This is a genomic window from Dactylosporangium sp. NPDC049742, from assembly GCF_040674675.1.
In the GTDB taxonomy this organism is placed as follows: Bacteria; Actinomycetota; Actinomycetes; order Mycobacteriales; family Micromonosporaceae; genus Dactylosporangium; species Dactylosporangium maewongense.
The window spans coordinates 100,275-125,248 of the sequence record NZ_JBFANF010000012.1; the positions used below are offsets into that span (position 1 = coordinate 100,275).

Below are 24,974 nucleotides of genomic sequence, written 5' to 3' on the forward strand. Positions count from 1 at the left end.
AATGATCATGCTGTGGGGGCGGGACGACGATCGGGCCGCGGCGGGCGCGGTGCTCGACCGGGCCCGCGCCGGGCACAGCGCCGTCCTCGTGATCCGCGGCGACCCGGGCATCGGCAAGAGCTCCCTGCTCGACGACGCGGCCGGCGGCGCCGCGGGGACGATGGTCCTGCGCTGCGCCGGGGTGGAGACCGAGGCCGAGGTCCCGTTCGCGTCGCTGCACCAGCTGCTGGCGCCGGCGCTCACGTCCTCGTCGCAGCTGCCGGACGTGCAGGCCGCCGCGCTGCGCGGGGCCCTCGGGCTCGGCCCGGCCGCCGGCGGCGACCAGCTGCTCGTCGGGGCCGCGGTGCTGACCCTGCTGGCCGAGCTGGCCGAGGAGCGCCCGGTGCTGTGCCTGGTCGACGACGCGCAGTGGCTGGACGGCTCCTCCGCGCAGGCGCTGCGGTTCGTGGCGCGCCGCCTGCAGGCCGAGTCCGTGGCGATGCTCTTCGCCGCGCGGGACGAGTTCGCCCCCGAGGGCCTGCCGGAGCACCGGCTCGCCGGGCTGGACCCGGAGACCGCGGACGCCCTGCTGCGGCACATCCGGCCGGACCTGCCGCCGCGGATCCGGGTGCGGCTGGTGCGCGACAGCGCCGGCAACCCCCTCGCCCTGCGGGAGCTGCCGCGCGGGGCTCCACCGTTCGTGCCGGCGCTGCTGCCGCGCCGGATCCAGGAGGCGTTCGCGGCGCGGATCGACCGGCTGCCGCCCGACGGCCGGGCGATGCTGCTGATCGCCGCCGCCTCACCCGACGAGGGCCTCGGGGTCGTGCTGCGGGCGGCGGAGCTGCTCGGCGTGGCACCGTCCGGCCTGGGCGCGGCCGAGGAGGCGGGCCTGGTGACGGTCGCCGCCGGGCGGATCGCGTTCACCCATCCGCTGCTGCGGGCCGCCGCGTATCAGCAGACCACGTTCGACCGGCGGCTGGCCGTACACCGGACGCTGGCGCAGACGCTTCCCGCCGACGACGACCGCCGGGCCTGGCACCTGGCCGCCGCCGCGACCGGGCCGGACGAGGAGGCGGCGCTCGCCCTGGAACGCGCCGCCGAGCGGGCCCTCGGCCGCAAGGGCTACCCGGCCGCGGCGGCGGCGTTGCAGCGCTCCGCCGAGCTGACCGCCGCTCCCGGCGAACGGACCCGGCGGCTGGTCGCGGCCGCGGTCGCCGCGAACGACGCCGGCCAGCCCGACCTGACCCGCCGGTTCCTGGCGTCCTGCGACCCGGTCGACGACGACCCGGTGCTCACCGCCCGGGTGTGCGAGCTGCGGGCGCGGCTGGCGTTCGACGAGGGGTCGGCGGCGTCCGCGCACGACCTGCTGGTCGCCGGGTCGGCGGCGCTGGCGCCGGTGGACCGCCGGGCCGCCGGGCTCCTGCTGGTCGACGCGGCGCGCAACGCGTGGCAGCTCAGCGACCCGCCGCGGGTGCGCGAGGCGGCGCGGCGGCTGGACGACCTCGGCCTGCGACCCTCCGACGGCCTCGACCCAGCCGTGGCGGCGGTGACGGCGGCGGCGCGGCTCCTGCTCGAGGGTCCGGCGGCGGGTGTACCGGCGATGCGGGCCCTCACCAGCACCAGGACCGGCCCGCCGAACCTGCGGCTCAACGCGGCGTTCGTGGCCGGGCTCGTCGGCGACTTCGAGGCCGGCCGGGCGATCTCGCAGGGCGTCGCCGACGAGTCGCGGGCCGAGGGTTCGATCGGCTGGCTGCCCCTCGCCCACGTGACGCTGGCGGCGTCGGAGCTGTACCTGGGCCGCTTCCGGGACGCGGTCGCCACCGCCACCGAAGGGCTGCGGCTCGCCGCCGACACCGGCCAGCCGAACCGGGCCGGCTACCTGGAAGGGATCCTCGCCTGGATCGCCGCGGCCAGCGGCTCCGCCGACCGCTGTGCCGAGCTGGCGGGGCGCTGCCACGACCGGTACGCCGGCAACCACATCGCCAACGGGCTCGCCTGGGCGGAGTGGGCCCTGGCGCTGCTGGACCTGGGGCAGGGCCGGCCGGCGGAGGCGTCGGACCGGCTCGAGGCGGCCCTGGCCGGCCCGGTCCGCCACCAGATCCAGGCCGTCTACAGCGCACCGGACCAGGTCGAGGCGGCGGTCCGGATCGGCGCGTTCGACCGGGCCGAGGCGGCCTGCGCGCGCTTCGCCGACTGGGCCGCCGCGGCGCGCCTCGACTGGTCCGACGCGGTCGCGCACCGCTGCCACGCCCTGCTCGAGCCGTCCTGGCCCGACGCGAACCGGCACTTCGAGGCCGCGGTCGCGCTCGGCGGCCACCCGTGGGAGGCGGCCCGCACCCACCTCGCCTTCGGCGAACGGCTGCGCCGGGAACGCCGCAAGACCGAGGCCCGCGCCCAGCTGCGGACCGCCGCGGAGATCTTCGACCGCCTCGGCGCCGTCCCGTGGGCGGAGCGGGCCCGCGCCGAGCTGCGCGCCGCGGGCGCCGCCGCCGCTCAGCCGTCATCGAGCCTGGCCGCGACGCTGTCCCCGCAGGAGCTGCAGATCGTCCGCCTCGTCGCCGGCGGCCTGACCAACCGCGAGATCGGCGCCCAGCTCTTCCTCTCCCCGAAGACCATCAGCTACCACCTGTACCGCGCCTTCCCGAAGCTCGGCGTGGCCAGCCGCACGCAACTGGCCCGCCTCGACCTGTCCGGCTGAGGCGGGCCCGCTCCTCGGATATGTCCGCTGCGCGAACATATCCGAAATTTCGGTTATGCGGTGCGTCAGACCTTGTGCCACTTCTGGTTGGCGCCGCCGGTGCACTCCCACAGGTGCAGGACGGCGTCGTTGTTGGGGTTCCAGCCGGCGATGTCCACGCACTTGTTGGCCTGGGGGTTGACCAGGTCGCCGGCGGCGGACAGGACGAACTGCTGGGCGGCGTTGCCGCTGCAGTTGGCGATCTGGATCGCGGCGCCGTTGTCCTTCGAGCCCCAGGCGACGTCCATGCACTTGTTGTTCTCGGTGCGCAGGGTGCCGTCGACCCAGGTCCAGCGCTGGTTGGTGCCGCCGGTGCAGTTCCAGACGATCAGGCGCTGGCCGTCGTTGAAGTTCCAGTTCGGCACGTCGATGCACTTGCCGTGCCAGTCGCTGGCGATCCCGCTGACGTTGCCCGCCGGCGGCTGCGTGGTGCCGCCGCCGGTGGGCGGCGGGGTGGTGCCTCCCACGAACGGGCTGAGCGTGATGCCGGCGGAGCGCGGGTCGCCGGAGTGCACCAGCGACTCCTGGTTCTGCACGTCGTCGAAGGCGAACCCGTACGCCTTCCCGTCGGCCATGTTCGCGTGGATGATCCGCGAGTAGTGGTTGGTCAGCGAGCTCTTGTAGAAGTCCGCCGCCCCGCCGCCGGGCTGGGTGTCGATGGTGCCGAGCGTGCCGCGGTGCAGCGCCGCGCAGAGCGTGCGGGCGATCGGCCCGACGACCTGGTCGTTGGGGGCGCCGAGCGCGCCGTCGCAGCCCCAGACGTTGCTGGTGCTGGGCTTGTTGAACGACGCGACCCGCTGGCCCGAGCCGTTGGTGAAGTTCATGACGTTGCCGCTGGTCCGGCCGAAGTACTTCACGCCCGGCTGGTCGGTGAAGGGCACCACCGTCAGGGTCTTGGACGTGTACGCGTTCCAGGCGTTGGTGATGTACGGGTCGAGGTACGTCGCGCTGAACAGCCCGGCGTCGGCGGCCTTGCCCGGAGCGAGGACGCGCAGCACGGTGCCGTCGGCGCGGGTGACGACGGTGTTGCCCCAGCCGGACTGGGCCTTGATCTGGTTGATGACGTTCTGCCGGCCGTTGGCGACGGGCGCGCCGGTCCTGGTCGTGACGCCGTTGCTGCCGGTGACGCTGACCTCGTGCGGCACGGCGAACATGTCGACCTGCGAGCTGTTGAGCCACAGCCCGGCGTCGTTGTAGGTGAACTCGCTCCAGTCGAACAGGATGTCGTGGTTGGGGTCGCTGGCGGCCCACGGCGCCGGCTGGACGAGCCCGTCTGGGGTGAGGAAGAACTTCAGCTTCTGGCCCAGGGACATGTACACCCGGCCGGACATGTTCTTCGGCAGCTGGATCGTGGTGCTGCCGCCGTTGCCCGGGCCGGCGATCGCGACGTCCGGCGCCGGGGAGGGCGGGTTGGACCCGCCGGCCCAGTTGGTGAACGCGCCGCCGGCGTTGGCGTAGCCGAGGCGGCCGGTGGTGAGGTTGACACCGATGACGTAGAGGTAGACCGCGTCGCCGCGGCCCGTCGTGTTCTTGACCGTGAAGGGCAGCAGGTTGGGTCCGAGCGCCGACGCCGACGGCATCGCCGCGATGCCGACCGGCACCGCTACGGCGAGCGCGGCGAGCGCACCGAGCACCTTCGTCCTGAAACGCACCGAGAGACTCCTTCGTGAGAGCGCTCTCAGCAGCCTTTGTTACCGGTGGGGAACGTGTCAACAGAGATCGACAGAATCCACCGTCACCGAATCGAAACTTAAGAAACCGTTGAGCGGAGCCCAACGTAGGTCGGGCTCCGCTCACGTTCGTTGGGTATCGCCTTCGGGTTATCGGAGCAGGGACAGGACGTTCTGCGGCGCCTGGTTGGCCTGGGCCAGCATGCTCGTCCCGGCCTGGGTCAGGATCTGCGAGCGGGTGAACGACACCATCTCCGACGCCATGTCCGTGTCACGGATCCGGGACTCGGACGCGGACAGGTTCTCCACCGCGGTGTTGAGGTTGTTGATCGTGTGCTCGAACCGGTTCTGGTACGCACCGAGCGTGGCCCGAGCGGTCGAGATGCCCTTGATCGCGGTGTCGATCGCGGTGATCGCCGCTGAGGCGCCGGTCACCAGGTCGAGGCTGGCGGTGCCGAGGCCGGTCGAGTCGAAGCCGGTGACGCCGGTGACGCTGCCGAAGGCGGCGGTGCCGAGGTTGACCGCGATCTGGTCCGCGGTGTTGGTGTTGGCGCCGACCTGGAACGTGCCGGTGTAGGCGGCGCTCGAGTCGAGCAGCTTCTGGCCACCGAAGGACGTGGTGGTGGAGATGCGGTCGAGCTCGGCGTTCAGCTGCGTGAACTCGGTCTGCGCCGCGGTCCGGGCGTCGGTGTCCTGCGAACCGGTCGAGGACGCCTGCACCGAGAGGTCGCGCATGCGCTGCAGGATCGAGTGCGTCTCGGTGAGCGCGCCTTCAGCGGTCTGCACGACCGAGATGCCGTCCTGCGCGTTGCGCACCGCGACCTTCAGGCCACCGATCTGGGAGCGCAGGCCCTCACTGATCGATAGGCCCGCCGCGTCGTCGGCCGCGCGGTTGATCCGGTAACCGGACGACAGGCGCTCCAGCGACTTGCTCATCTGGCTGTCGGTCGTCGACAGGTTCCGGTACGCGTTCTGCGCGGCGATGTTGTTGTTGATACGAAGACCCATGGTGATTCCTCCTTGATCCGGGTCGTACTGCCCGGGCCGTCCGTGGCCCGCACGGTTCTGACATCGGCGCCACCCCGACGGGCATGAGGCTTCGGCCGGAGGTTTTCCCCGCCGCGGCAAGAGATGGCAAGGTCATGCGCATGGGCATGTACGGGTACGTCGACGGGGTCCCCTTCTGGAAGCCGGGCACCAGCACGGCGCAGCTGTTCGCGGCGCAGGTGCGCGTCATGGAGCACCGGATCCAGCGCTCCAGCGGCATCCTCGGGCCCGAGAGCGACGAGCTGCACTTCGACCCGTTGAAGCTGCGGGAGTTCTTCGTGTTCCTGCTCAACGACTGGAACCGGCAGCACTCGCCGGCCGTACGGGCGATGTCGCTCGGCACGCTGCAGGTCCTCGCGTCGCTCGACCAGCACCTCAACGGCCCGCTGCGGGAGCTCGGCGGCAACCCGGAGATCCGCGACGGCATGCACGTCGCGCTGCCGCCGAGCGGCCTCGAACCGGTCGCGTGGGGGCCACCGACCGCGCGGGAGCTGCCGCCGTCGGTCCGCTTCGAGCTCGCGGCGATCGTGTTGGATCTCGTCCGGGGCTGGTACCAGACGATCGACGCCCGCACGGACGGCCTCGGCTGGCAGGGCGACCGGCTGCGGGAGATCGTCGACGGCTATCCGGTGCCCCTGCTGCTGCCGCCGCAGCGGATCCCACCGGACCTGATCAGCACCGATGAGGGGTACCGCCGGGTCAGCGTCATGTCACTGTGGGACACGGTGTACGGGGTGTCGCGGCTGCGCCTCCAGGTGGTGCACGACGGGCTGGGCCACCGGATCACCTGGCTGGGCTTCGGGGATCCGCCCCCGAGCGTTGCATGAGGTGTTTGAATGTGTCAATGCTTGACGTAACCTGATTGCTTTTGTTGGTATGGGTGCACTTCGATGCTAAGGAGTGCACCCGTGAGAAGACTCGCCTGGATCGCGGCCGCCACCGCGATCGCGGTCGCCGTGGCCACCCCCGCGGCCGCCGCCCCGCCACCGCCCGAAGGACCCAGCTGGCACCCCGGCATCCCGCCCATCGCCACCCCGTGGACCGCCCAGGTCGGGCCCAGCAACGCCCTCCCCGAGTACCCGCGGCCGCAGCTCACCCGGAACCGCTGGCAGAACCTCAACGGCGTGTGGGAGTTCGCCCGCGCCACCGTCGACCAGGCCGTGCCGACCGGGCAGAGCCTCGGCGAGCGGGTGCTGGTGCCGTACCCGATCGAGTCGGCGCTGTCCGGGATCCAGCGGCACGAGGACCGCATGTGGTACCGGCGGACCTTCACCGTCCCGGCCGCCTGGGCGGGCCAGCGGCTGGTCCTGCACTTCGGCGCGGTCGACTACGACGCGAAGGTGTTCGTCAACGGTACCCAGGTGGGCACGCACCGCGGCGGGTACGACGGCTTCGACCTCGACGTGACCGACGCGCTGGTCGGGACCGGCCCCCAGGAGCTCATCGTCTGGGCGGAGGACCTCACCGACGCGACCGGCCAGCCGATCGGCAAGCAGCGCCGGGTCAGCGACCGCGGCATCTTCTACCAGGGCAGCTCCGGCATCTGGCGGACGGTGTGGATGGAGCCCGTCCCGGCCGCGTCCATCACCTCCCTCTCGATGACGCCCTCCCTGGCGACCCAGAGCCTGAGCCTGACCGTGAACGGCACGCCCGGCCAGCAGTTCGAGGCGGTCGCCCGCAACGGCAACAAGGTCGTCGGCCGGGTCACCGGCACCGTCGGCACCGCGGTCGCGGTCCCCGTGCCGAACCCGAAGCTCTGGTCACCGGACAACCCGTTCCTGTACGACCTGCAGGTCCGGCTGACCTCCGGTGACACCGTCGGTTCGTACTTCGGCATGCGGCAGATCGGTACGCTGCGCGGCGCCGACGGCAAGCTGCGGATCACCCTCAACGGCAAGATCCTGTTCAACCTCGCCAACCTCGACCAGGGCTTCTGGCCCGACGGGCTCAACACCGCGCCCACCGACGCGGCGCTGAAGTTCGACCTGCAGCAGGACAAGGCGATGGGCTTCAACGCCGTGCGCAAGCACATCAAGGTCGAGCCCGACCGCTGGTACTACTGGGCCGACAAGCTCGGCCTGATGGTGTGGCAGGACATGCCGGCCGCCAACACCGGCCCCATCCCGGTGGAGTGGCGCGACCAGTTCGAGGCCGAGCTGCACGAGATGGTCCGCGAGCACCAGAGCTGGACGTCGATCGTGGCGTGGGTGCCCTTCAACGAGGGCTGGGGCGAGTGGGACCGCACCGCGACCGGCCGCATCGCCGACGACGTCAAGGCCCAGGACCCCTCGCGGCTCGTCAACGCGCACAGCGGCGTCAACTGCTGCAACTCCAAGGGCGACTCCGGCCGCGGCGACGTGATCGACTTCCACCAGTACCTCGGCCCGGCCTCCCCCGCGCCGAGCGGCGACCGCGTCTCGATCGACGGCGAGCACGGCGGCTTCGGCCTGAAGACGTCCAACCACATGTGGTTCGGCGACGGCGGCGCGTACGAGATGACACCCGACAAGGCGACGCTCACCGCGAAGTACGTCGAGAACCAGAAGGCCGTCATCGCGTCGGCGAAGTCCTGCGGGATCAGCGCCTCGGTGTACACCCAGATCACCGACGTCGAGGGCGAGCTCAACGGCTTCTGGACCTACGACCGGCAGGTCGCGAAGATGGACCTCAAGCAGGTCAAGCAGATCAACCAGCAGATCATCGCCGCCGCCGACGGCTCACCGGGCAACGTGCCGCAGCCGCCGCCCGGCACGCCGGGCCTGACCGGCATCGCCTTCTACCCCCTCGACGGCTCTTTTGCGGATGCGGCGGGCTCCCACGACGCCACCGCGGTCGGCGGGGCGGCGTTCGTCGCGGGGCACACCGGCGACGGCGTCTCCTTCGACAACGGCTACCTCGACACCGGCGCCCCGCTGCTCAACACGGCGACCGACTACACCGCCGCCGCATGGGTCAAGCTCGACCGCGTCGACGGCGCCTTCCAGACCGTCGTCAGCCAGGACGGCCCGACGAACAGCGACTTCTTCCTGCAGTACTCCGGCGCCGACCAGCGCTTCGCGATGAGCTTCGTCGGCGTCCGCGCCCTCGCCCCCACCAGGCCAAACCCGGGCCAGTGGTACCACCTCACCGGCGTCCGCGACACCGTGAAGGGCGAGCTCCGCCTGTACGTCGACGGCCAGCTCGCCGGCACCGCCAGCGCCTGCCTCCCGCAGGCCGCCCCCACCGGCAACACCGTCATCGGCCGCGGCAAGTTCGGCGGCAACCCCGTCGACTTCCTCGACGGCACCGTCGACCAGGTCCACCTGTACGACCGTGCCCTGACCCCCGCCGAGATCCAGCAACTGTTCACCTCCGGCAACTGACACCGACGCCGGGAGCGGGCCTCTTCCTGTCCCGCTCCCGGTCCGTCGTTCCGGCCGTCGTCGGTCCGTCGTTTGACCGTCGCCGGTCCGTCGTTTGACCGTCGCCGGTCCGTCAGTTCCTGACGCGCCGTCCTTGCCGGACGGGCACGACAGGAGGTGGCGACGATGCCGAACCGAATGGCCCGACCCGGCCAGCTGACCTGTGTCGACCTGACCTGCGCCCGGTCCGGGCAGCCGGCGGCCGAGGGAAACACCTCGTGCGCCGTCTGCGGCGGCGCGCTCGAACGGGTCCCCGACGAGCCGCCGGCCCGCTTCACCACCGCCCCCGCCCCCACCTACCGGCCGTCCTCCACCCTCTCGTCCTCCAGCGCCCCGCCCACCACGGCCTGGTCCGACCGCCCGCGCGGCTTCCGCATCGCCGTGGCGATCGGCATCGCGGTTGCCTTCATGCTTCTCACGTACGTCATCGACAACTGGGACGCGATCACCGGTCCCGACTTCAAGGTCGGCGACTGCGCCACCGTCTCCACCGGCCTGCTCGACAGCACGATGCACAAGGCCGAGTGCGGCAGCTCCCGCAAGAAGCTCTCCACCAACCCCGCCGACCTGGTGTACCGCGTCGAGTCCGTCGTCGACCACAAGGACGGCACCTGCCGCGGCGGCTTCGACCGGATCACCTTCTCCAACGAGCCCGAGGACACCACGTACTGCCTCGTCCTGACCAGGTGACGGGCGCCGTCATCCTCCGCGGGTGTTGTTCCAGCGTGCGCAGATGGGGGCCGGGACGGCGCATCGGCCCTGCGTGCGGTGTGGTTCGGTTAGCGTGGACGGGTGGGCTGGTGGCTGCTGCACGTCGACCTTGATCAGTTCATCGCGGCGGTGGAGATCCTTCGGCGGCCAGAGCTGAAGGGGCTGCCGGTCGTCGTCGGCGGCGACGGGAATCCGGAGCGGCCGCGGCAGGTGGTGGCGACCGCGTCGTACGAGGCGCGCGCCGTCGGCGTCCGGTCCGGCATGCCGCTGAAGGCGGCCGCGAAGAAATGCCCGTCGGCCGTGTTCCTGCCGTCCGACGTCGAGGCGTACCAGGCCGCATCGGTGCAGGTCATGGCGACATTGGCGCGCTTTCCGGTGCTGCTGCAGGTGTACGGCTGGGACGAGGCCTTCCTCGGCGCCGACACCGACGAGCCGATGGTGCTCGCGGCCGACGTACGGCAGGCCGTGCTGGACGAGACCGGGCTGAGCTGCGCGGTCGGCGTCGGCGACAACAAGCTCACCGCCAAGCACGCGGCGCGGTTCGCCAAGCCCGGCGGCCTGTTCCAGCTGACGGGTTCGACGTGGCCCGACGTCATGGGTACCCTTCCCGCGGCCGACCTGTGGGGCGTCGGCCCGAAGACCACGAAGCGGCTCACCGCCCTCGGCATCCACACCGTTCTTGACCTGGCCGGCGCGGAACCGGCCCTGCTCATCGAGCACTTCGGGCAGCGCAGCGGCACGTGGCTCGCGGCGACGGCCGTCGGCACCGGCGACACCACCATCGACACGGAGCCCTGGATCGCCCGGTCACGCAGCCGCGAGACGACGTTCCTCACGGACGTCACCGACCCGGACGAGCTCGCCGGCCACGTCTCCGAGCTCGCGCGTTCGCTGGGCGCCGGGGTCGTCGCCGACGGGCGGCAGGTCACGCACGTGGCGGTGAAGGTCCGCTTCTCGTCCTTCTACACCCCGACCAAGGTCATGAAGCTGCGCGGCGGCCCGACCACCGACCTCGACGTGATCGCCGGGACCGCACGGACCGTGCTGGCCAAGTTCTCCCTGCACCGCCCGGTGCGGCTGCTCGGCGTCCGCCTGGACCTGGAGCTGCCGGCTTAGAGGTCGCGGTAGTAGTAGTACATCGGCTCATCCGCCCCCGGCTCGACGTTGACGAACCCGTGCGCCTCGTAGAACCGCCGCGCGTCCGTGTCCGCCCCGTCCACATTGATCTCCAACGCCTCCGCCCCACGCCCCTTCGCCACCTCACACGCGGCGCCCAGCATCGCGCCCCCGACCCCCTGGTCACGCAGCCCCGGCCTGACGTACAGCTCATCGAGCACGACGGCAGGCCCCTCAGACCAGACGTTGACCCGGAACGACAGCACGGCAACCCCGGCGGCCGGCTCCCCGGCCAGCAACACCACCAGCTCATCCCCCGCCAGCAACCGCTCAAGCCGCCCGGCAAGCACCTCAACCCCGGGCGTGGGCGTGTCGAACTCCCGGTTGAACGCATCCAGCAACTCCGCCACAACCCCAGCATCCGCCGCCGCAGCCCGCCGTACCTCCCACGTCCCCACCCCACCCATCCTGCCGCCGTCTCCCACCCCCGCAACACATTTCGACGGCAACGCCTCCGGTCCGGCAACAACTGCTACCAGCCCGTCTCGCCAGGCACTTGCCGCGGGTAACGCCTACTGCCCGGACCGGTTCGCCGGCAATCGCCCCGCGCCGGCAACAACTGCGCCCAACCGGCGGCTCCCGGCCCGGCAACAACTGCGCCCAACCGGCGGCTCCCGGCCCGGCAACAACTGCGCCCAACCGGCGGCTCCCGGCCCGGCAACAACTGCTGCCGGACCGGTTCGCCGAAGGACGGGTCAGGCGGCGACGGTGCAGACCGTGCCGTTGAGGCGGAATGCGGACGGGAGGACGTTGGGCCCGTTGTACGCACCGACGAACCCGGTACTGGTGGCTCCGCCGCCGGCGGCGAGGGCGCCGTTCGTGTCGATGTTGGTGATCTTCACGTCGCGGCCGGTCTGGGTCCAGTTGCCGTTCCAGCTGCCACTGACGCTCTGCCAGCCGGTGGGCCAGGTGAAGGTCAGCGTCCAGCCGTTGATCGGGCTCGGCCCGGTGTTGGTGATGTCGATGTTGCCGACGTACCCGTTGCCCCAGTCGTTGACGTCGGTGAAGCGGACGGTGCAGGTGCTCGTCGCCGGGCTCGTCGTCGTGAACGTCAGCGGCGGCGACGACCAGGAGACCTTGCCGGCGGTGTCGCGGGTGACCACGTTGACGGTGTACCGGGTGCCCGGGTTCAGGTTGTACACCGGCAGCGACGTGCCGGACGTCTCGCCGAGCTGCTCGCTGATGGCGCCGTTCTGGCGGTACACCTCGTACTTGGCGATCGGGCTGCTGCCCGCCGGCGCCGCCGGCCACGCGATGGTCGCGGTGTTCGCGCCGATGGCGGTCGTCGTGGGCTGGCCGGGTGCCTTCGGCGCGCCGGTCGTGGGCGACGACGGGTGGAGCACGAGCAGCGTCAGCGAGTACGGCGCGATCGTCTGCGCCGCCGCCGTCCCCACCGTCGCGGTCGACGGGGCGGTGTCACCGTTGCGGAACGTGGTGACCGCCGGTGCGCCCGACGCGGCGGACCAGCCGGAGTACTTGAGGCTGACGGACCGCGCGTTGTCGGGGTCCTTGTTGATGAGCAGGACGGCGAGGTCCCCGTTGGACCGGCGGGCGGCGTGCGCGGCCACGAGCGGGTCCCCGGTGGCGGTGCGGACGAGCTGGTCCCCCGGGCGGATGAACGACTTCATGACGCTCAGCGCGTGATACGGCGCGAACGGCGTGTTCATCGCCGGCTCGCACACAGTGCCGCCGGTCTGGCAGCCGCCGCTGGACAGCAGGCCGAAGTCGCCGTAGTCGGTCTGCCCGGCGACGGTGGAGACGGTGCCGATGCCGTTGTGCACGTTCCACCACTGGACGGTGAAGACGCCGTTGGCGAGGAGGCTGCTGTACGTGTCGGCGAGGAACAGCGCTCCCGGCTGCGTGTTCTGACCGACGCCCACGTTCAGCTCGGTGAAGCTGACCTTGATGCGGCCGGCGCCGGTACCCGCGTAGCGGGCGATCTGCTGCCGCGTCAGGTACATGATGTCGTCGACCTGCTCGGTCTTGGTCAGGGACTCCGCGGCGGAGCCGCCGCCCGGATACCAGTGCAGGTCCACGAAGTCGATGGACGGCCCGGCGACGGACAGCACGACCTGGTTCCACGTGCCGGCGTCGCCCGAGCCGACCAGCCCGTCGGGCCAGTTGCCCGGCGTGGTCAGCACCGCGCCGATCTTGATGGTCGGGTCGACGGCCTTCATCGCCGCGGCGAACGCGACCACGCCCTCCGCATACGCCCGCGGGCTCTTGTCGGCGTGGTTGTCCGCCTCCCACGCGGAGCCGTAGTGGCCGTTGCCGTAGTTCTCGTTGCCGATCGTCCAGTACTTCGCGCCGTAGCCCTTGGTCACGTTGGCGTAGCGAACCCAGTCGGCGGCTTCCTCGGCGGTGCCCGTGCCGTAGTTCGCGATGATCATCGGCTGCGCGTTGATGCGGCGGACCGAGCCCATGAACGTGTCGAAGTCGGTGTTCGGCGCCACGTAACCGCCGGGCGCGGTGTGGTCGCGCCAGTGGTAGATGTCGGCATACGAGCCGCCCGGATACCGCAGCATCTGCACGCCGGCGGCGCCGAGCAGGTCGGACACCGCGGTGGTGCCGAGCTCGGCGTCCCAGATCGCGTCGTTGACGCCGAGGGCGGTGTCGGGGACGGTCGCGAGCCCGGCCTTGGCGTTGATGGTGACGGTGGTGGCGACGGGGTCGGCGGCCATGGCGGCCCCCGGAACGGCGACCGCTGGAACGGCCGCGAGCAGCAGCGCCGCGCCCATCACGGCGCCGCGGCGAATTCCGATCTTCATGACGGTCCAATCGGAGAGCATGGATGGAAGCGCTCCCATGCTGGGGATGCCCCGGGACCATGTCAAGCGCTTCGACAGCGCTGACCTCGTGACCATGGCCGTGTCCTACTCGGTCCGCGAACGTTCCACGGACGCCAGGTAGTCCGCCACCGCCCATTGCTCGTTGTGCTCCGCCCAGCCCCGCGCTGTCGCGTGGAAAGACGGATCCGTCCGTCCCGGGTCGGCGCCCAGCTCGACCAGCGCCCGCACCGTGTCGAGATGCCCGTGGTACGCCGCCTCGTGCAGCGCCAACGTGCCCCTGAACTCGAACCCCAGCTCCGCCATCAGCCGCACCGCCCCCGTCCTGCCGAGCTTCGCGGCGGCGACGAGATGGTGCGGCTTCGCCGCGATCGCCAGCTCCGCCGTCCGCCGGTCACCGGTCGCGGCCGCGTCACCGCGCATGCAGGCGCCCAGGAACCGCAGCACCGGGTCCCCGTCGCCGCCGAACAGCTCCGCCACGTCGGCATTGCCGTACAACACGGCCGTCGAGAACGCATCGAGCCCTTGGAACACGGGATGTTCTGTGCCCAGACCCCGCGGATCGGCGCCGTGCCGCAACAGGAGCCGCGCGCGCTCGACCGCCCCGTGCTGCGCCGCCTTGATCAGCTCGTCCTGCAGCAGCTGCGCTGGCGTGGGGTGGGTCGGCCCGAGCCGCCGGTGCCACACCCCGCCGTCACCGCGCCCGAGCCCGTGCCGCAGCAGCACGGGAAGGTGCGAGTCATCGCCTTGGTGGAGGCCGCGGTTGTACAGCGTCTGACTGTCATTCGCGTCGGCTCCCGCCTCGAGCAGCAGCTCCGCCAGCGCCGGCCCGTCCCGGTGCGCGGGCTGACCGCCCTCGCCGCCGCCGAACACCCCCGCCAGCACCGTGAACGGCGACGTCAACCCGTCCCACAGGAACCCCGCGGCCGGGTCGGCGCCGCGCTCCAGCAGCAGCCGCGCGACCTCCACTGTGGAGTGCCCCGGCGCCGTGCTGTCGACGCGCGAATACGCCAGATACAGCAGCGGCTCCCACCTGTGCGGGCCGCCCTGCCGATCCGCCGCGCCGGGATCGGCGTCGAGGATCCGCCGCGCCGCCGCGACATCCCCGACCGCCGCGGCGGTGTAGATGGAGCGCCCGGCCAGCTCGGGCCGCTCGTCGAGCATCTGTCGCGCCCGCGCCCACCGCCGCGGGTCGTCGCCACCGTAGGTCAGGCAGGCGAGCACCAGGAACTCGTCCGCCGCGCCGGCGGGCCTCTGCTGGTGCGGCGATCGGGCGAACCTGCCGATCACGTCCAGCGTCGCCCGCAGCGCCGGCCAGCTCGCGAACCCGTAGGACCGCGCGACCACCAGCTGCGCGTCGGCCCGCTTGACGGTCGCGGGCTGCACGTCGCGGTGCCTGGGATGGAACTCCCGCAACAGCTCCAGCGCCTGCGGATCGCCGTCACGCACGCGCCGCTGGAGCGCCTTGGCCTGGTTGCGGAGCTGCTCGACGTCGGGCTGATCGGGAAGACGACGGGTCGGCACGACTGCCTCCTTGTCCGTGCGCCTGGTGCCCGCAAACTCAGGCCGGAAAGGAGGTGATGCCGGCACTGCCTCGATCTACCAGGTGGGCTTCGCCCTTCGCGCGGACTGCTGGCGCCCCGAGCGCCGACCCCAAGGCTAGACGACGTCACCCCCCGCGGTCACCCGCGATGCCGCAATGCAACTCTCGGTGTTTGGGTCGGTGGCGGTGAGTGACAGTTGGCGACGCCGCTGGACGCGGGATCGTGCGACCTCAACGATGGAGTGCAGCGCCTACCGGGGGGAGGCAGTCCATGCGATCCGCTTTGCCAGCAACAGATTCCACCTCGTCGGCACCGTTCGGCTCGGACGAGTGGATGGCAGCCCGCCGCGCCGCGCAGGCCGCAGCCTTCGACCGACAGCGCGAGAAGAAGCGGCGAGTAAGGGCGGAGTTCGCCGAGGCCCGCGCGCATGGTCTGGCGGCCCGCCACACAACGAAGCTGACGAGGCTCCGCAACGCTCGCGTCCTGGCAGAGGCGGCACCGTCGACCGCCACAGCACTGTGCGGCGGACGCGTCGACGGCGGCAGCCCGGGTTGTGGTGAGCCGGTCGACGATCCAGCACTCGCCGGCGCACCGCCTTCACCAGGACCGCTCGCACAGGAACCGCTCGCACCTGAAGTGCCCACGGCTGGACTGCCGACCAGGTCCTCGCCCGCGACGGAGAGCTCGACAGTCGCTGAGCACGAGCGGGTAGACACAGCAGCGATGGTCGAACCCATGAGCGCCGAGGTTCCCGAGGTTGACGGAGGCACGGATTCCGAGCCAGCTGGGCGACAGGCGGGTGGGCGCGCTTCGACGTCGGGCCATCGAGCGCTCTGTCGACCTGCGCGACGAGCCGCCCCGTGGGGGTGCGCGTCGGCGGCACCTATTGGACAGGTGCCGCGGGTTTGGCGTCGGAGGCCGGCGGGGCGCGCTCCGCCTCGGACGGGCCGGTGAGGGTGTAGACAGCATTTAGGAACGTTCGTTCTTGACTGATCGTTCCTTTACTCGTACCGTCTGAGGGGTGGGGCGACCGAGAGGCTTTGACGAAGAGGTGGTGACGCGGGCGGCGGTGCGGCTGTTCGCGGGACGGGCCTACGACGGGTTATCCGTGGATGACCTGGTCAATGGGTTGGGGGTGCATCGGAACAGCCTGTACAAGACGTTCGGCAGCAAGCGGGGGCTCTATCTGACCGCGTTGCGGTGGTATCTCGAGCATGAGTTTGAGCCGGCGCTCGCGGCCATCGAGAAGTCGGCTCCGGAGGACGGCGGCCGGGATGCCTCGCTCGTCGAGGGGGGCGTGCTGGATCTGTTGCTGCTGGCGGGCGTTGAGCAGGCGCCGGGTGATCCAGAGGTCGCCGGGTTGATCAGGGGTGCGCTCGCTCGGCTGGATGACGCCGTTGGAGTGGAGCGGGCCACCGAGTTGTTGGGGCTGCGGCTGCGGGCTCGGACCGGGCAAAGAAGCTAAGGAGTGATGGGGATGGCGACGGTCAGTATCGATTCGGGGAACCTCGTTGTTGAGATGGAAGGGCTGGACAAGCTCTGGGCGCTCAAGAGCAGGCTGGAGATTCCGCTGGCGAACGTGCGGGGGGCCACGGCGGACCCGGGAATGGTGCGGCAGCCGAAAGGGATCAGGACGGCTGGGGCGCACATCCCGAATGTGATCACGGCGGGGACGTTTCGCCTTGACGGGGAGAGGGTGTTCTGGGATGTGCGGGACGCGGAGAAGGCCATTGTCGTGGAGCTCGCCGACGAGCGGTATGCGCGGCTGGTGATCCAGGTCGACGATCCGCGCAGTGCCGTTGACCTCATCGAACGGTCCGTGAAGCGGTGAACGAAGCGCTGAGGAAACGGGCGGTTAGGGCAGTGGCGATGGGGTAGTCGGCGGATCGGCACACGACTGAACGACAACCGCACGGGGCGACCGATGACAGTGAAGAAAACGCTGACCTACGCCGCTTGGGCATTCATCATCTACTTCATCGCGTTCCGGCCGCAGGCGGCGGCGAGCGTCGCCCAAGGGCTCCTGGGGCTGATCGGTGCGCTGGGCAAGGGGTTCGGGGACTTCTTCAGCAAACTGGTGACCTGAGCTACGGATAGGGTCGGTGAATGGCGTACCGGTTGCAGCGGCGGCTCGTCGACGAGTTCGCGGCGTGGGGGTCGACAAGCGAGGCTGAGCGGGACCGGATCGCGGTGTTGTTGCGGGTGCGGGCCGAGCGGCTGGAGCGGCCCGATCCGACCCGGTGGCGCAGCGGGGACGTGCACGAGCTGTTCATGAGCGCCGTCGTGCCACGGCAGGTCGACGCGTGGGGGCTGGCAGAGCACGGGCTCGGCGCGGTGCGGGAGTTCCTGCGGTTCCTCGACGCCACGGACCGGCTGCACCCGGCGAGTGCCAAGCCCGCCGCGCTGCTCAAGGAGGTGGACCGGCTCACGGTGAAGTTCCCGGCCGCGATGGCCGACACGAGCCGGTGGGAGCTGGAGAAGCGGATCTTCACCGCGATGCTCCAGGACGGCGTCAGGCCCGACGGGGACCCGGCGGAGATCGACGCGTGGGCGGCGAAGTTCAGCGCGCGGGAGCCGGAGGAGCGCCGGGAGGTGCTCGGGCGGCTGATGGAGGAGCGCGAGGGGTACGCCACCGGCCACGTCACCATCGACGGCGGCACCGTCACGATGAGCACCCGACCTCCGCAGCGGACGAAGACGACCGCGCCGGACCAGACGAACGCGTCGGCGAAGACGAACGAACCGGCGAAGACGAACGAACCGGCGAAGGCAAGCGAACCGGCGCAGGCAAGCGAACCGGACCAGACGAACGCGCCGCAGCAGACGAACGCGCCGGAACAGGCGAACGAACCGGCGAAGACGAACGCGCCGGAACACCAGAAGGTGGAGCACCAGAAGCCGGAACACCAGCAGGTCGAGCACCAGCAGGTCGAGGAGCCGCCGTTCGAGCACGTCAGGGACAGCGCGCTGCTGCGGGATCTCGCCGCGCTCGCCGGCTGGGTCGGGGGCGACGGCCGGGCGCTCGACGACCGGGGTGAGCTGCGCAAGGCCGACCGGCCCGAGCTGCTCGCGGCGCTCGGCCACCAGAGCACTGCCGAGCCGGTCCTGACGCCGCTGTGGCTGCTCGCGATCGAGTTCGACGTCGTCCAGCTGCGCCGCGCCAGGGTCGTCCGCGGACCTGGGGCGGCCCTGGTCGACGACGTCCTGGCCGGGAAGACACAGCCGCAGGAAGCGCTCGATCTGTGGGTGGACCTCGCCGACGCGCTCATCCACCCGATCACCCCGCTGCACTCGGAGAAGGGCACCGCGCAGCTGCGCCAGTGGGTCGACCCGTGGACCCCGCTGTTCCTCGACCTGCTGGCCGTACAACAGGGAAAGGCCGAGCTGGTGGAACTCACCGACCGGCTGATCGACGAGCACGAGAGCCGCCTTCCGGCCAGGGATCCCGACCTGTTCGCCGGCATCGCCGCCACCGCCATCCGCAACACCCTCGCGTCCCTCGCCCGCCACGGCGCCGTCGCGGTCGCCGGGTTCGCGGAGGACCCGGAAGCGGCCGCCGAGGCCGCCGCCACGTGGGGCACCGCGCCGTGGGCGGTGCATCCGGAGCCCGGCGTCACCGTCGAGCTGACGGACCTGGGAAGGTGCCTGCGGTCGTTAAACTCGCCGCGGCAGGGCCGTAGCGCAGAGGTGGTCGCGTCCGTCTCATAGTCGGAAGGACACCGGTTCGAATCCGGTCGGCACTGCCTTGAACAGAAAGGCGGGCTTGAGCAGGAAGGCGGGCCGTGGTGCTGGGGTGGATGGTCGAGCGGGCGACCGAGCGGCGGCTCGCCGGCGACTGGCGCGGCGCGTGCCAGATCGCGGGCGTCGACGTCGACGTGGACCTGCCCGCGATCAGCAACGCCCACGGAAAAGAGGTCGCCGGGCGGATCGAGGACGACCTGCGCCACCTCGTGCCCGACCTGCTGCGCTGGCACCTGCCGCAACGCCCCGGCGACGGCCTGCTGCGCCCCGGGCTCTGCCTGCCCCTGGCCGTGTTCCCCGACGCGTACGCGCTGGTCGCAAGGCCGCCGAGACTCCTCGACGAGCCGCAGCGGATCCGGCTGGCGTTCGAGCGCCTCGACGCCACCGCGACCGGCAGGCGCGACCATTCGCTGCTGCTGCTCCGCGACCGCTGGGATTCCCGGTGTACGGGCCAGCTGATGCGACGCTGCGGCGGCACGACCCACCTGCCGTTCTTCACCGACACCGGCGAGCGTAGGACGACACAGCCGGAAACCGTTGCCGAGCAGGCGATGCGGCTGGACGACGAGGGCCGGCACGCCGAGGCGTGGGCGGCGGCCGGGTTCGAGCTCGAGGTCCTGCTGTTCGACCCGGAATGGGGCCGGGAGCGCATCGACCCGGCGGCGTTCGCGCCCGGCCGCACCGACGACGAACTGCGCACCAGTAGGCAGACCGTCGTCGAGCAGTCGCTCACCCGGCTGCGGCCGGCGCACACGACGCTGCCCGAGGCGGCCCGCCGCGTGGCCGAATACGTGACGAACCTGCGCCGCGCGGCACCTCCCACGCAGGACAAAAGCAGCCACGAAGAAAAGCCCAGATATTGGGGCCCCCAAGGAGAACCGCCGCGCCCCGACCCGATGCCGACCGACGTCGACGAGCACTGCGGCCTCGTCCGGATCGACCGCCCCGGGCGCTGCCTCGTCCTGGACCGCCTCGACACGCCGCGGCCGCGCGCCCGGCTGGTCGCGGCCGTGCCGTACGGGCAGGCCGACGACGACCGGAAGCGCGCGGAGATCGCCGAGTTCGGCCTGGAGCTGGCCCGCGTGCCGCGGCTGCCGTCCGTGCTGTCCCGCCGCCCGGACGAGCTGACCGGGCTGCTGCGCGGGTCGCTGCGCCCCGACCAGCTGCATCCGCTGGTGCACGAGGCGTTGTTCCCGTCCGGTACGACGCCCGCACCGCCAACGGTCCGCATCAAGGACCGCGTGCGGATCTACTGCACCGGGACGATCCACGAGGTGATGCTGCGCGACGGCGCCATCCACATTCCGGATTCGCCGGCCGAGATCCAGCGTGAGCGGGCGATGCGCGCGTTCGGCGGCCCGGTCCGCGGCTGCGTCGCCGCCCAGGAGGGCTGGCGGGACCCGGCGGTGCGGATGCCGGGCCAGATGCGCGGCCTGCGCCGCGACCTCCTGCGGCTCGTCCACCTCGGCGACGGCCCGGCGGTGGCGGCGGCCCTGGACGCCGGCATCGACCCGCACGTCCGCGACGAGCGGGGCCGCACGCTGCTGCACCTGCTGCCGTGGCTGTTCGACGCCGACCTGGCGATCCTGCCCCGGCTGCTGGCCGCCGGCCTGGACGTCGACGCCCGCGACGGGAACGGCGAGACGCCCCTGCACCCGGCCGTCACCTACGGCAGCCCGGCGCTGGTGCGGGCGCTGCTCGACGCGGGCGCCGACCCGAAGGCCCGCTCGGAGCGGCCGTTCCAGCGCATGGCCATCTGGACCGGCCGCCGCGACCTCGACTTCCTGCGCCACCTGTGATGGGCATCGTGATCCTCGTCGACGACCTGCGGTCCTTCGTGGACGGCCGGGCGGCCAAGGTCGCCCGGACCAGCGCGGCGGGGGTCGAGGCGCTGCACCGGCACCGGGAGGCACGGATCGACGAGCTGTGGCTGGATCACGACCTCGGCGGCGACGACACGATCTGGCCGGTGGTGGAGGTGCTGGAGATGGCGGCGTTCGAGGGCAGGCCGTTCGACATCGGGGTCGTCCTCGTCCACTCCGCCAACCCGCCGGGCGTGGCGAAGATGCTGCAGGCCCTGCGGCGGTGGGGGTACGAGGTCCGGCCCGCCACGGGATCACCCCAGGTCGCGTACCTCGGGGAGTGAGCCCGTCAACGGAGAAGCGGGAAGGCGTACTCGAACTCGGGCCCGGCCGACAGGGTCACCTCGACGCCGGTCCGCTTGAAGCCGGCCTTCTCGTAGAGCGCCTGGGCGCGGGCGTTGGACTCGTGCACGTAGAGGCGGACCCGGTCGACGGGCTGGGTCCGGGACCACTCGACCGCCGCGTCGAACAGCGCCAGGGCCAGGCCGGTGCCGCGCGCCTCGGGGCGCACGAAGACGCCGACGACGTGCGTCTGGGCGAACGGCGCGGTCTGGCCGCAGAAGTCCTCGACGCCGGCGGGCTCGACCAGGACGGTGACCGAGCCGAGCCAGCGGCCCTCGGGAGACTCACCGATGAACTGGCGGACCGTCTCACCGAGCGCCGCGTCGGCCGCGCGACCCTGCCAGAAGTCGTCCGGCTGGGCGACGGCCCGCTCGTACGTCTCCAGGAACGCGATCGGCGCGACCGGATCCTGCAGCGCGGCGAGCCGGAGCTCCTTCACCAGCGGCCACTCGGACGCCTGCACGGGTCTGATGGTGAACGACATCGGGCCATCCTCGCACCGGGAATCAGCGACAACAGCCGAATTACGCCGGCGTGAAACGGACCGCCGAGGCGCGGGCGAACGTGGTGCCGGCGGTCAGCACGACCTTCCCCGAAGCGCCCTGAGCGAATGACCACGTCCCGAGCGTGTACCAGGAACCCCCGACGTTGACCTGGTTCACCGTCAGCGCGGCCGTCCCGCCGCCATGGGTGACCTGGTAGGCGGCGGCGGTCGTGCTGCTGCTGCTCGCCGGCACCCACACCTCGACCCGGTACGTGCCGGCGGCCCGCAGCGTCGGCGCCCAGGTGGCGGTGGAGCCGGCGGTGTTGCTGTAGCGGCTCGGGGTGCCGTCCACGCCGGGCAGGCTGCTCGCCAGCCAGGTGCCGGTCTCCCGGTACCGGATGTTGCCGGCGCAGTCGGCGGCCGTGTCGAGGGGTGTGACCGTCACCTGCCGCGGCCCCGGCGTGCCGGGCACGACGTAACCGGCGGACGCGGCGCTGACGCCGCCCTCGCCGATGGCCGTGACCCGGTAGGCGACGCCGGCGACCGCTGACGCGGCCCCCACGACCAGCGACGCGGCCGAGGTGACGACCGTGGTGGGCAGCGATCCGCAGTCGGTGGCGGCGACGAGGTAGCCGGCGGCGCCGGGCACCGGGGACCACACGAGCGTCGTCACGCCCCCGCTGGTCGAGCTGCCGAGCCCGGTCGGCGGGGCCGGCGCACCCGCCGGGAGCACCGGGACCGTCCGGGTGGCCACGGTGACCGGATCCGACCAGCCACCGCTCGTACCGCAGCGGACGACGACACTCTGAGCCGCGTCGGCGACCAGGCCGGCGACGGTCAGCAGCTCCACCGCCGAGGACTCCACGACGCGCGTCACGGTCCGCCCGCCGCCGGTGGCGGTCACCTCGTAGCGCTCCGCGAACGGGTCGGGGGCGATCCGCACCGCGACCCGGTCGTCCGCGGCGAGCGCGCCGTGGGCCGCGAAGCCCCCGGACGGCGAGGAGTATGCGCTCCACACGGTGTTGTCGCCTTTGACGCGTACGGCGGAGCCGGTGGTGACGATGCGGACCGAGCCCTTGAGCGTGGTGGTGAACGACGGGCCGCCCTGCACCTCCACCTGGTGGTCGGCCGCCCCGGACGCGACGATGAAGCCGAGCACGAGCCCGCCGTCGACCGGCACCACGTCCTGGATCTTCGGCGGCAGCGCAAGGGTGCCGCCGGGCGTGACGGTCACCGGCGCGGACGCCGCCGACGTGCCGGCGCCGTTGAACGCGACCACCCGCACCTGCGCCGCGACCCCGTTGGCCAGCGCCACGTCGGCGAACTCGTTGATGGTGTCGGCGCTGGTGGCGCCGGTCGAGGCGAGCACCCGGTAGCCGTCGGCGTTGGCGACCCGGTCGAAGACGACCCGGACGGCGCCGTTCGCGGCCTGCACGGAGCGGATCGCCGGCGCCGCCGGCACCCGGACGTCCAATGTGGACACCGCGATCTCGTGGCCGGAGGGCGCGAGCAGCGTCAGCCGCTGCCGGACGGCGGTGCCGGGGTCGGTCCACCGGACGGCCCGCTGCAGCGTGGGGCTGCCGGGCGCGATGTCGGGCAGCGGCAGCAGCCGCCCGTCGATCACGGTTCCGGCCGCGTCGGTGACCTGCCAGGCGAGCCGGTGTCCGCGCAGGATCCGGGCGGGACCATCCTTGACCGACAGCGACAACACGGTCAGGCCGCCGGAAGAAAGAAGGCCCAGCCCGGCAAGGGCGTTCGTCGCCTGCAACTGTGCGTAGGCCCGCTTCCGCCGGCCCCACACGTTCTGGATCCCCCAGCCGCGCACCTGGTCCGGGGACGAGCCGCCGTAGCCGCTGCGGTAGTCGTTGAAGGTCCAGTGCGAGCTGCCCACCACCCACGGCCGGGACGGATAGACGAGGGCCGCCGCGTCGCTGGTCGTGCGGAAGTCGACGTCCTCGCGGCTGGTGGGGAACGTGAAGCTGTCCGAGCTGTACTCCGACACGAAGATGGGCTTGTCGGGGTAGAGGCCGTGCACGTGGTCGACGTTGCCGGCGAAGTTGCCGTACATGTTGAGGCACGCGAAGTCCGTGTACTGCAACGCCTCCGCGCCGGGCGTGGCGGCGCCCGCGTAGGTGTTGCTGACGTACGTGCACAGGCGGGTGCTGTCCAATGTGGACTTGATGTAGGCGATCATCTCGCGGACGAACGTCATGCCCTCCGCGCTGGTGCCGCGGATCTCGTTCGCCACCGACCAGGCGACGACCGACGGGTGGTTGTAGTCGCGGCGGATCATGTCGCGCAGCTCGGCGCGGGTGACCTCGTTGGCGGGGTCGAGGTTGGCGCCGGTGCCCCAGACGGGGATCTCCTCGATGAGCAGCATGCCGATCTCGTCGGCGTAGTCGAGCAGCTCCGGCGTCTGCGGCACGTGGTGGATGCGCATCAGGCCGGCCCCGGCCGCCTTCATCCGGTCGAGGTCGCGCCGGACCAGGTAGGTCGGCTCGGTCGCGCCGGCGACCCGGTCGTCGCCGACCCGGTTGTAGCCGTTGAGCCGGACCGGTTCGCCGTTGAGCAGCAGCGCCGTGCCGCGGACCTCGACCTTGCGGAAGCCGAAGCGGTCCGACTTCACGTGCAGCGCGGTCGCGCCGTCCAGGACGGTGGTTTCGCAGGTGTACAGGCTGGGCCGGTCCAACCCCCACAGCGCGTACCCGCCGGATGGGACGCTGCTGGAAAGCCTCGCCTCGGCGGTGCCCCGAGCGGGCACGGTGATCGTCGTCGCCGGGGTGCCCCACGGGAACGCGCTCCGCACGGTGACGGTCTTCGCGGTCGCGCCGGCGTTGGACACCGTCACCCAGTTGACGACCGCTCCCGTGCCGGTCGTCAGGTCCGGTGTGGCGATGACGTGCTGCCGCTCGATCCGCACGGCGGCGTCGACGGTGAGCGACACCGACCTGCTGATCCCGCCCCACGGCCACCAGGCGCCGATGCTGTACGTGTTGCTCGCCGCCACCACGACGGTGTTGGTGGCGGCGAGCCGGCTGGTGACGTCGAACTCGAACGGCGTGTAGCCGCCGGAGTGTTCGCCGAGGTAGGCGCCGTTGAACCAGACCCTGGCCCGGTGGTACACGGCCTCGAACCGCAGCCGGACGACCTGCCCGGCGCTGATCGCGGGCGACGCGACGGTGCGCCGGTGCCAGCCCCAGCCGCGGTAGCCGGCCCACGCGTCGTGGACGTCCCAGTTGCCGGGGATGCGCAGCGTCGCCCAGCCGGAGTCGTCGAAGCCGGGCGCGGCCCAGCCGGACGCCTCGCCGGTGCCGCCGGCGTCGGTCGCGAAGCGCCAGTCCCCGTCGAGCGGGACCACGGCCGAGCCGGCGGCCTGCGCCGGACTGCTCAGGACAACGGGCAGGACAACGGGCAGGAAGGCTCCGGCGGTGCCGGCACCGATGAGTTTGAGGACGTCGCGCCGATGCGGGGTCACACGGGCCTCCGAAGATGGG

Annotated in this window: 17 protein-coding genes and 1 tRNA gene; 10 read left to right on the top strand and 8 right to left on the bottom strand. The window is 71.9% G+C overall.

What is annotated here, in order from left to right; genetic code table 11:
* Positions 1-7 precede the first annotated feature (7 nt).
* Positions 8-2,677, top strand: a complete 2,670-nt coding sequence (locus tag AB0J72_RS17620; protein WP_363399859.1) for a LuxR C-terminal-related transcriptional regulator — start codon at positions 8-10, stop codon at positions 2,675-2,677.
* Between the two features lie 65 nt (positions 2,678-2,742).
* Here the strand turns inward: AB0J72_RS17620 and AB0J72_RS17625 are convergent, their stop codons facing one another.
* Positions 2,743-4,368 carry a beta-1,3-glucanase family protein gene (locus tag AB0J72_RS17625; RefSeq protein WP_363399861.1) on the bottom strand — a complete coding sequence of 542 codons (1,626 nt, stop codon included), beginning with the start codon at positions 4,366-4,368 and terminating at the stop codon, positions 2,743-2,745.
* 168 nt (positions 4,369-4,536) lie between these two features.
* Complete coding sequence (locus tag AB0J72_RS17630; RefSeq protein ID WP_363399863.1) at positions 4,537-5,394, bottom strand: flagellin; 858 nt, start codon at positions 5,392-5,394, stop codon at positions 4,537-4,539.
* Between the two features lie 140 nt (positions 5,395-5,534).
* Here AB0J72_RS17630 and AB0J72_RS17635 point away from each other — a divergent pair, with 140 nt between their 5' ends.
* The 4 genes from AB0J72_RS17635 (at position 5,535) to AB0J72_RS17650 (ending at position 10,661) form a co-directional block, all read left to right on the top strand.
* On the top strand, positions 5,535-6,260 hold the full coding sequence (locus tag AB0J72_RS17635; protein WP_344514832.1) for a DUF6086 family protein: 726 nt from the start codon (positions 5,535-5,537) through the stop codon (positions 6,258-6,260).
* 81 nt (positions 6,261-6,341) lie between these two features.
* The gene (locus AB0J72_RS17640) at positions 6,342-8,795 is read left to right on the top strand and encodes a LamG-like jellyroll fold domain-containing protein (protein ID WP_363399865.1); all 2,454 of its coding nucleotides are present in this window, start codon (positions 6,342-6,344) and stop codon (positions 8,793-8,795) included.
* Between the two features lie 165 nt (positions 8,796-8,960).
* Positions 8,961-9,524, top strand: coding sequence for a hypothetical protein (locus tag AB0J72_RS17645; protein ID WP_363399867.1), 564 nt, complete (start codon positions 8,961-8,963; stop codon positions 9,522-9,524).
* Between the two features lie 102 nt (positions 9,525-9,626).
* Positions 9,627-10,661, top strand: coding sequence for a DNA polymerase IV (locus tag AB0J72_RS17650; RefSeq protein WP_363399869.1), 1,035 nt, complete (start codon positions 9,627-9,629; stop codon positions 10,659-10,661).
* Here AB0J72_RS17650 and AB0J72_RS17655 read toward each other — a convergent pair.
* The 3 genes from AB0J72_RS17655 to AB0J72_RS17665 all read right to left on the bottom strand — a co-directional run bounded on the left by AB0J72_RS17655 (position 10,658) and on the right by AB0J72_RS17665 (position 15,031).
* The gene (locus AB0J72_RS17655; protein ID WP_363400039.1) at positions 10,658-11,128 is read right to left on the bottom strand and encodes a GNAT family N-acetyltransferase; all 471 of its coding nucleotides are present in this window, start codon (positions 11,126-11,128) and stop codon (positions 10,658-10,660) included. The genes AB0J72_RS17650 and AB0J72_RS17655 overlap by 4 nt on opposite strands.
* Before the next feature lie 288 nt (positions 11,129-11,416).
* Entirely contained in the window at positions 11,417-13,489 is a 2,073-nt protein-coding gene (locus AB0J72_RS17660; protein ID WP_363399871.1) for a cellulose binding domain-containing protein, read from the bottom strand.
* Positions 13,490-13,594: 105 nt separating this feature from the next.
* Positions 13,595-15,031: an ankyrin repeat domain-containing protein gene (locus tag AB0J72_RS17665; RefSeq protein ID WP_363399873.1), complete on the bottom strand. Its 1,437-nt coding sequence runs from the start codon at positions 15,029-15,031 to the stop codon at positions 13,595-13,597.
* Between the two features lie 1,074 nt (positions 15,032-16,105).
* Between AB0J72_RS17665 and AB0J72_RS17670 the strand changes: the two genes are divergently transcribed.
* Both AB0J72_RS17670 and AB0J72_RS17675 read left to right on the top strand, forming a co-directional pair.
* On the top strand, positions 16,106-16,516 hold the full coding sequence (locus AB0J72_RS17670; protein WP_363399875.1) for a helix-turn-helix domain-containing protein: 411 nt from the start codon (positions 16,106-16,108) through the stop codon (positions 16,514-16,516).
* A 12-nt stretch (positions 16,517-16,528) separates the two neighbouring features.
* Positions 16,529-16,882 (top strand): hypothetical protein, encoded by a 354-nt coding sequence (locus AB0J72_RS17675; protein WP_363399877.1) that lies wholly within the window; start codon positions 16,529-16,531, stop codon positions 16,880-16,882.
* 140 nt (positions 16,883-17,022) lie between these two features.
* On the opposite strand, the gene AB0J72_RS17680 is transcribed toward AB0J72_RS17675, so the two are convergent.
* Positions 17,023-18,471 carry a hypothetical protein gene (locus AB0J72_RS17680; RefSeq protein ID WP_363399879.1) on the bottom strand — a complete coding sequence of 483 codons (1,449 nt, stop codon included), beginning with the start codon at positions 18,469-18,471 and terminating at the stop codon, positions 17,023-17,025.
* A gap of 250 nt (positions 18,472-18,721) precedes the next feature.
* On the opposite strand from AB0J72_RS17680, the gene AB0J72_RS17685 reads away from it, so the two are divergent.
* The 3 genes from AB0J72_RS17685 (at position 18,722) to AB0J72_RS17695 (ending at position 20,938) form a co-directional block, all read left to right on the top strand.
* Positions 18,722-18,794, top strand: a tRNA-Met gene (locus AB0J72_RS17685).
* 39 nt (positions 18,795-18,833) lie between these two features.
* Positions 18,834-20,591, top strand: a complete 1,758-nt coding sequence (locus AB0J72_RS17690) for an ankyrin repeat domain-containing protein (protein WP_363399881.1) — start codon at positions 18,834-18,836, stop codon at positions 20,589-20,591.
* Complete coding sequence (locus AB0J72_RS17695; protein WP_363399883.1) at positions 20,591-20,938, top strand: cyclic-phosphate processing receiver domain-containing protein; 348 nt, start codon at positions 20,591-20,593, stop codon at positions 20,936-20,938. The genes AB0J72_RS17690 and AB0J72_RS17695 overlap by 1 nt, the downstream gene beginning before the upstream one ends.
* A gap of 5 nt (positions 20,939-20,943) precedes the next feature.
* Here the strand turns inward: AB0J72_RS17695 and AB0J72_RS17700 are convergent, their stop codons facing one another.
* Both AB0J72_RS17700 and AB0J72_RS17705 read right to left on the bottom strand, forming a co-directional pair.
* The gene (locus AB0J72_RS17700; protein WP_363399885.1) at positions 20,944-21,480 is read right to left on the bottom strand and encodes a GNAT family N-acetyltransferase; all 537 of its coding nucleotides are present in this window, start codon (positions 21,478-21,480) and stop codon (positions 20,944-20,946) included.
* A gap of 40 nt (positions 21,481-21,520) precedes the next feature.
* Complete coding sequence (locus AB0J72_RS17705) at positions 21,521-24,955, bottom strand: glycoside hydrolase family 2 TIM barrel-domain containing protein (RefSeq protein ID WP_363399887.1); 3,435 nt, start codon at positions 24,953-24,955, stop codon at positions 21,521-21,523.
* Positions 24,956-24,974: the final 19 nt, after the last annotated feature.

Excerpts from the sequence above, each read along its gene's own strand:
- AB0J72_RS17620 (WP_363399859.1), top strand. The coding sequence starts at position 8 with ATGCTGTGGGGGCGGGACGACGATCGGGCCGCGGCGGGCGCGGTGCTC.
- AB0J72_RS17630 (WP_363399863.1), bottom strand. The coding sequence starts at position 5,394 with ATGGGTCTTCGTATCAACAACAACATCGCCGCGCAGAACGCGTACCGG.
- AB0J72_RS17635 (WP_344514832.1), top strand. The coding sequence starts at position 5,535 with ATGGGCATGTACGGGTACGTCGACGGGGTCCCCTTCTGGAAGCCGGGC.
- AB0J72_RS17645 (WP_363399867.1), top strand. The coding sequence starts at position 8,961 with ATGCCGAACCGAATGGCCCGACCCGGCCAGCTGACCTGTGTCGACCTG.
- AB0J72_RS17655 (WP_363400039.1), bottom strand. The coding sequence starts at position 11,128 with ATGGGTGGGGTGGGGACGTGGGAGGTACGGCGGGCTGCGGCGGCGGAT.
- AB0J72_RS17660 (WP_363399871.1), bottom strand. The coding sequence starts at position 13,489 with ATGAAGATCGGAATTCGCCGCGGCGCCGTGATGGGCGCGGCGCTGCTG.
- AB0J72_RS17675 (WP_363399877.1), top strand. The coding sequence starts at position 16,529 with ATGGCGACGGTCAGTATCGATTCGGGGAACCTCGTTGTTGAGATGGAA.
- AB0J72_RS17695 (WP_363399883.1), top strand. The coding sequence starts at position 20,591 with ATGGGCATCGTGATCCTCGTCGACGACCTGCGGTCCTTCGTGGACGGC.
- AB0J72_RS17700 (WP_363399885.1), bottom strand. The coding sequence starts at position 21,480 with ATGTCGTTCACCATCAGACCCGTGCAGGCGTCCGAGTGGCCGCTGGTG.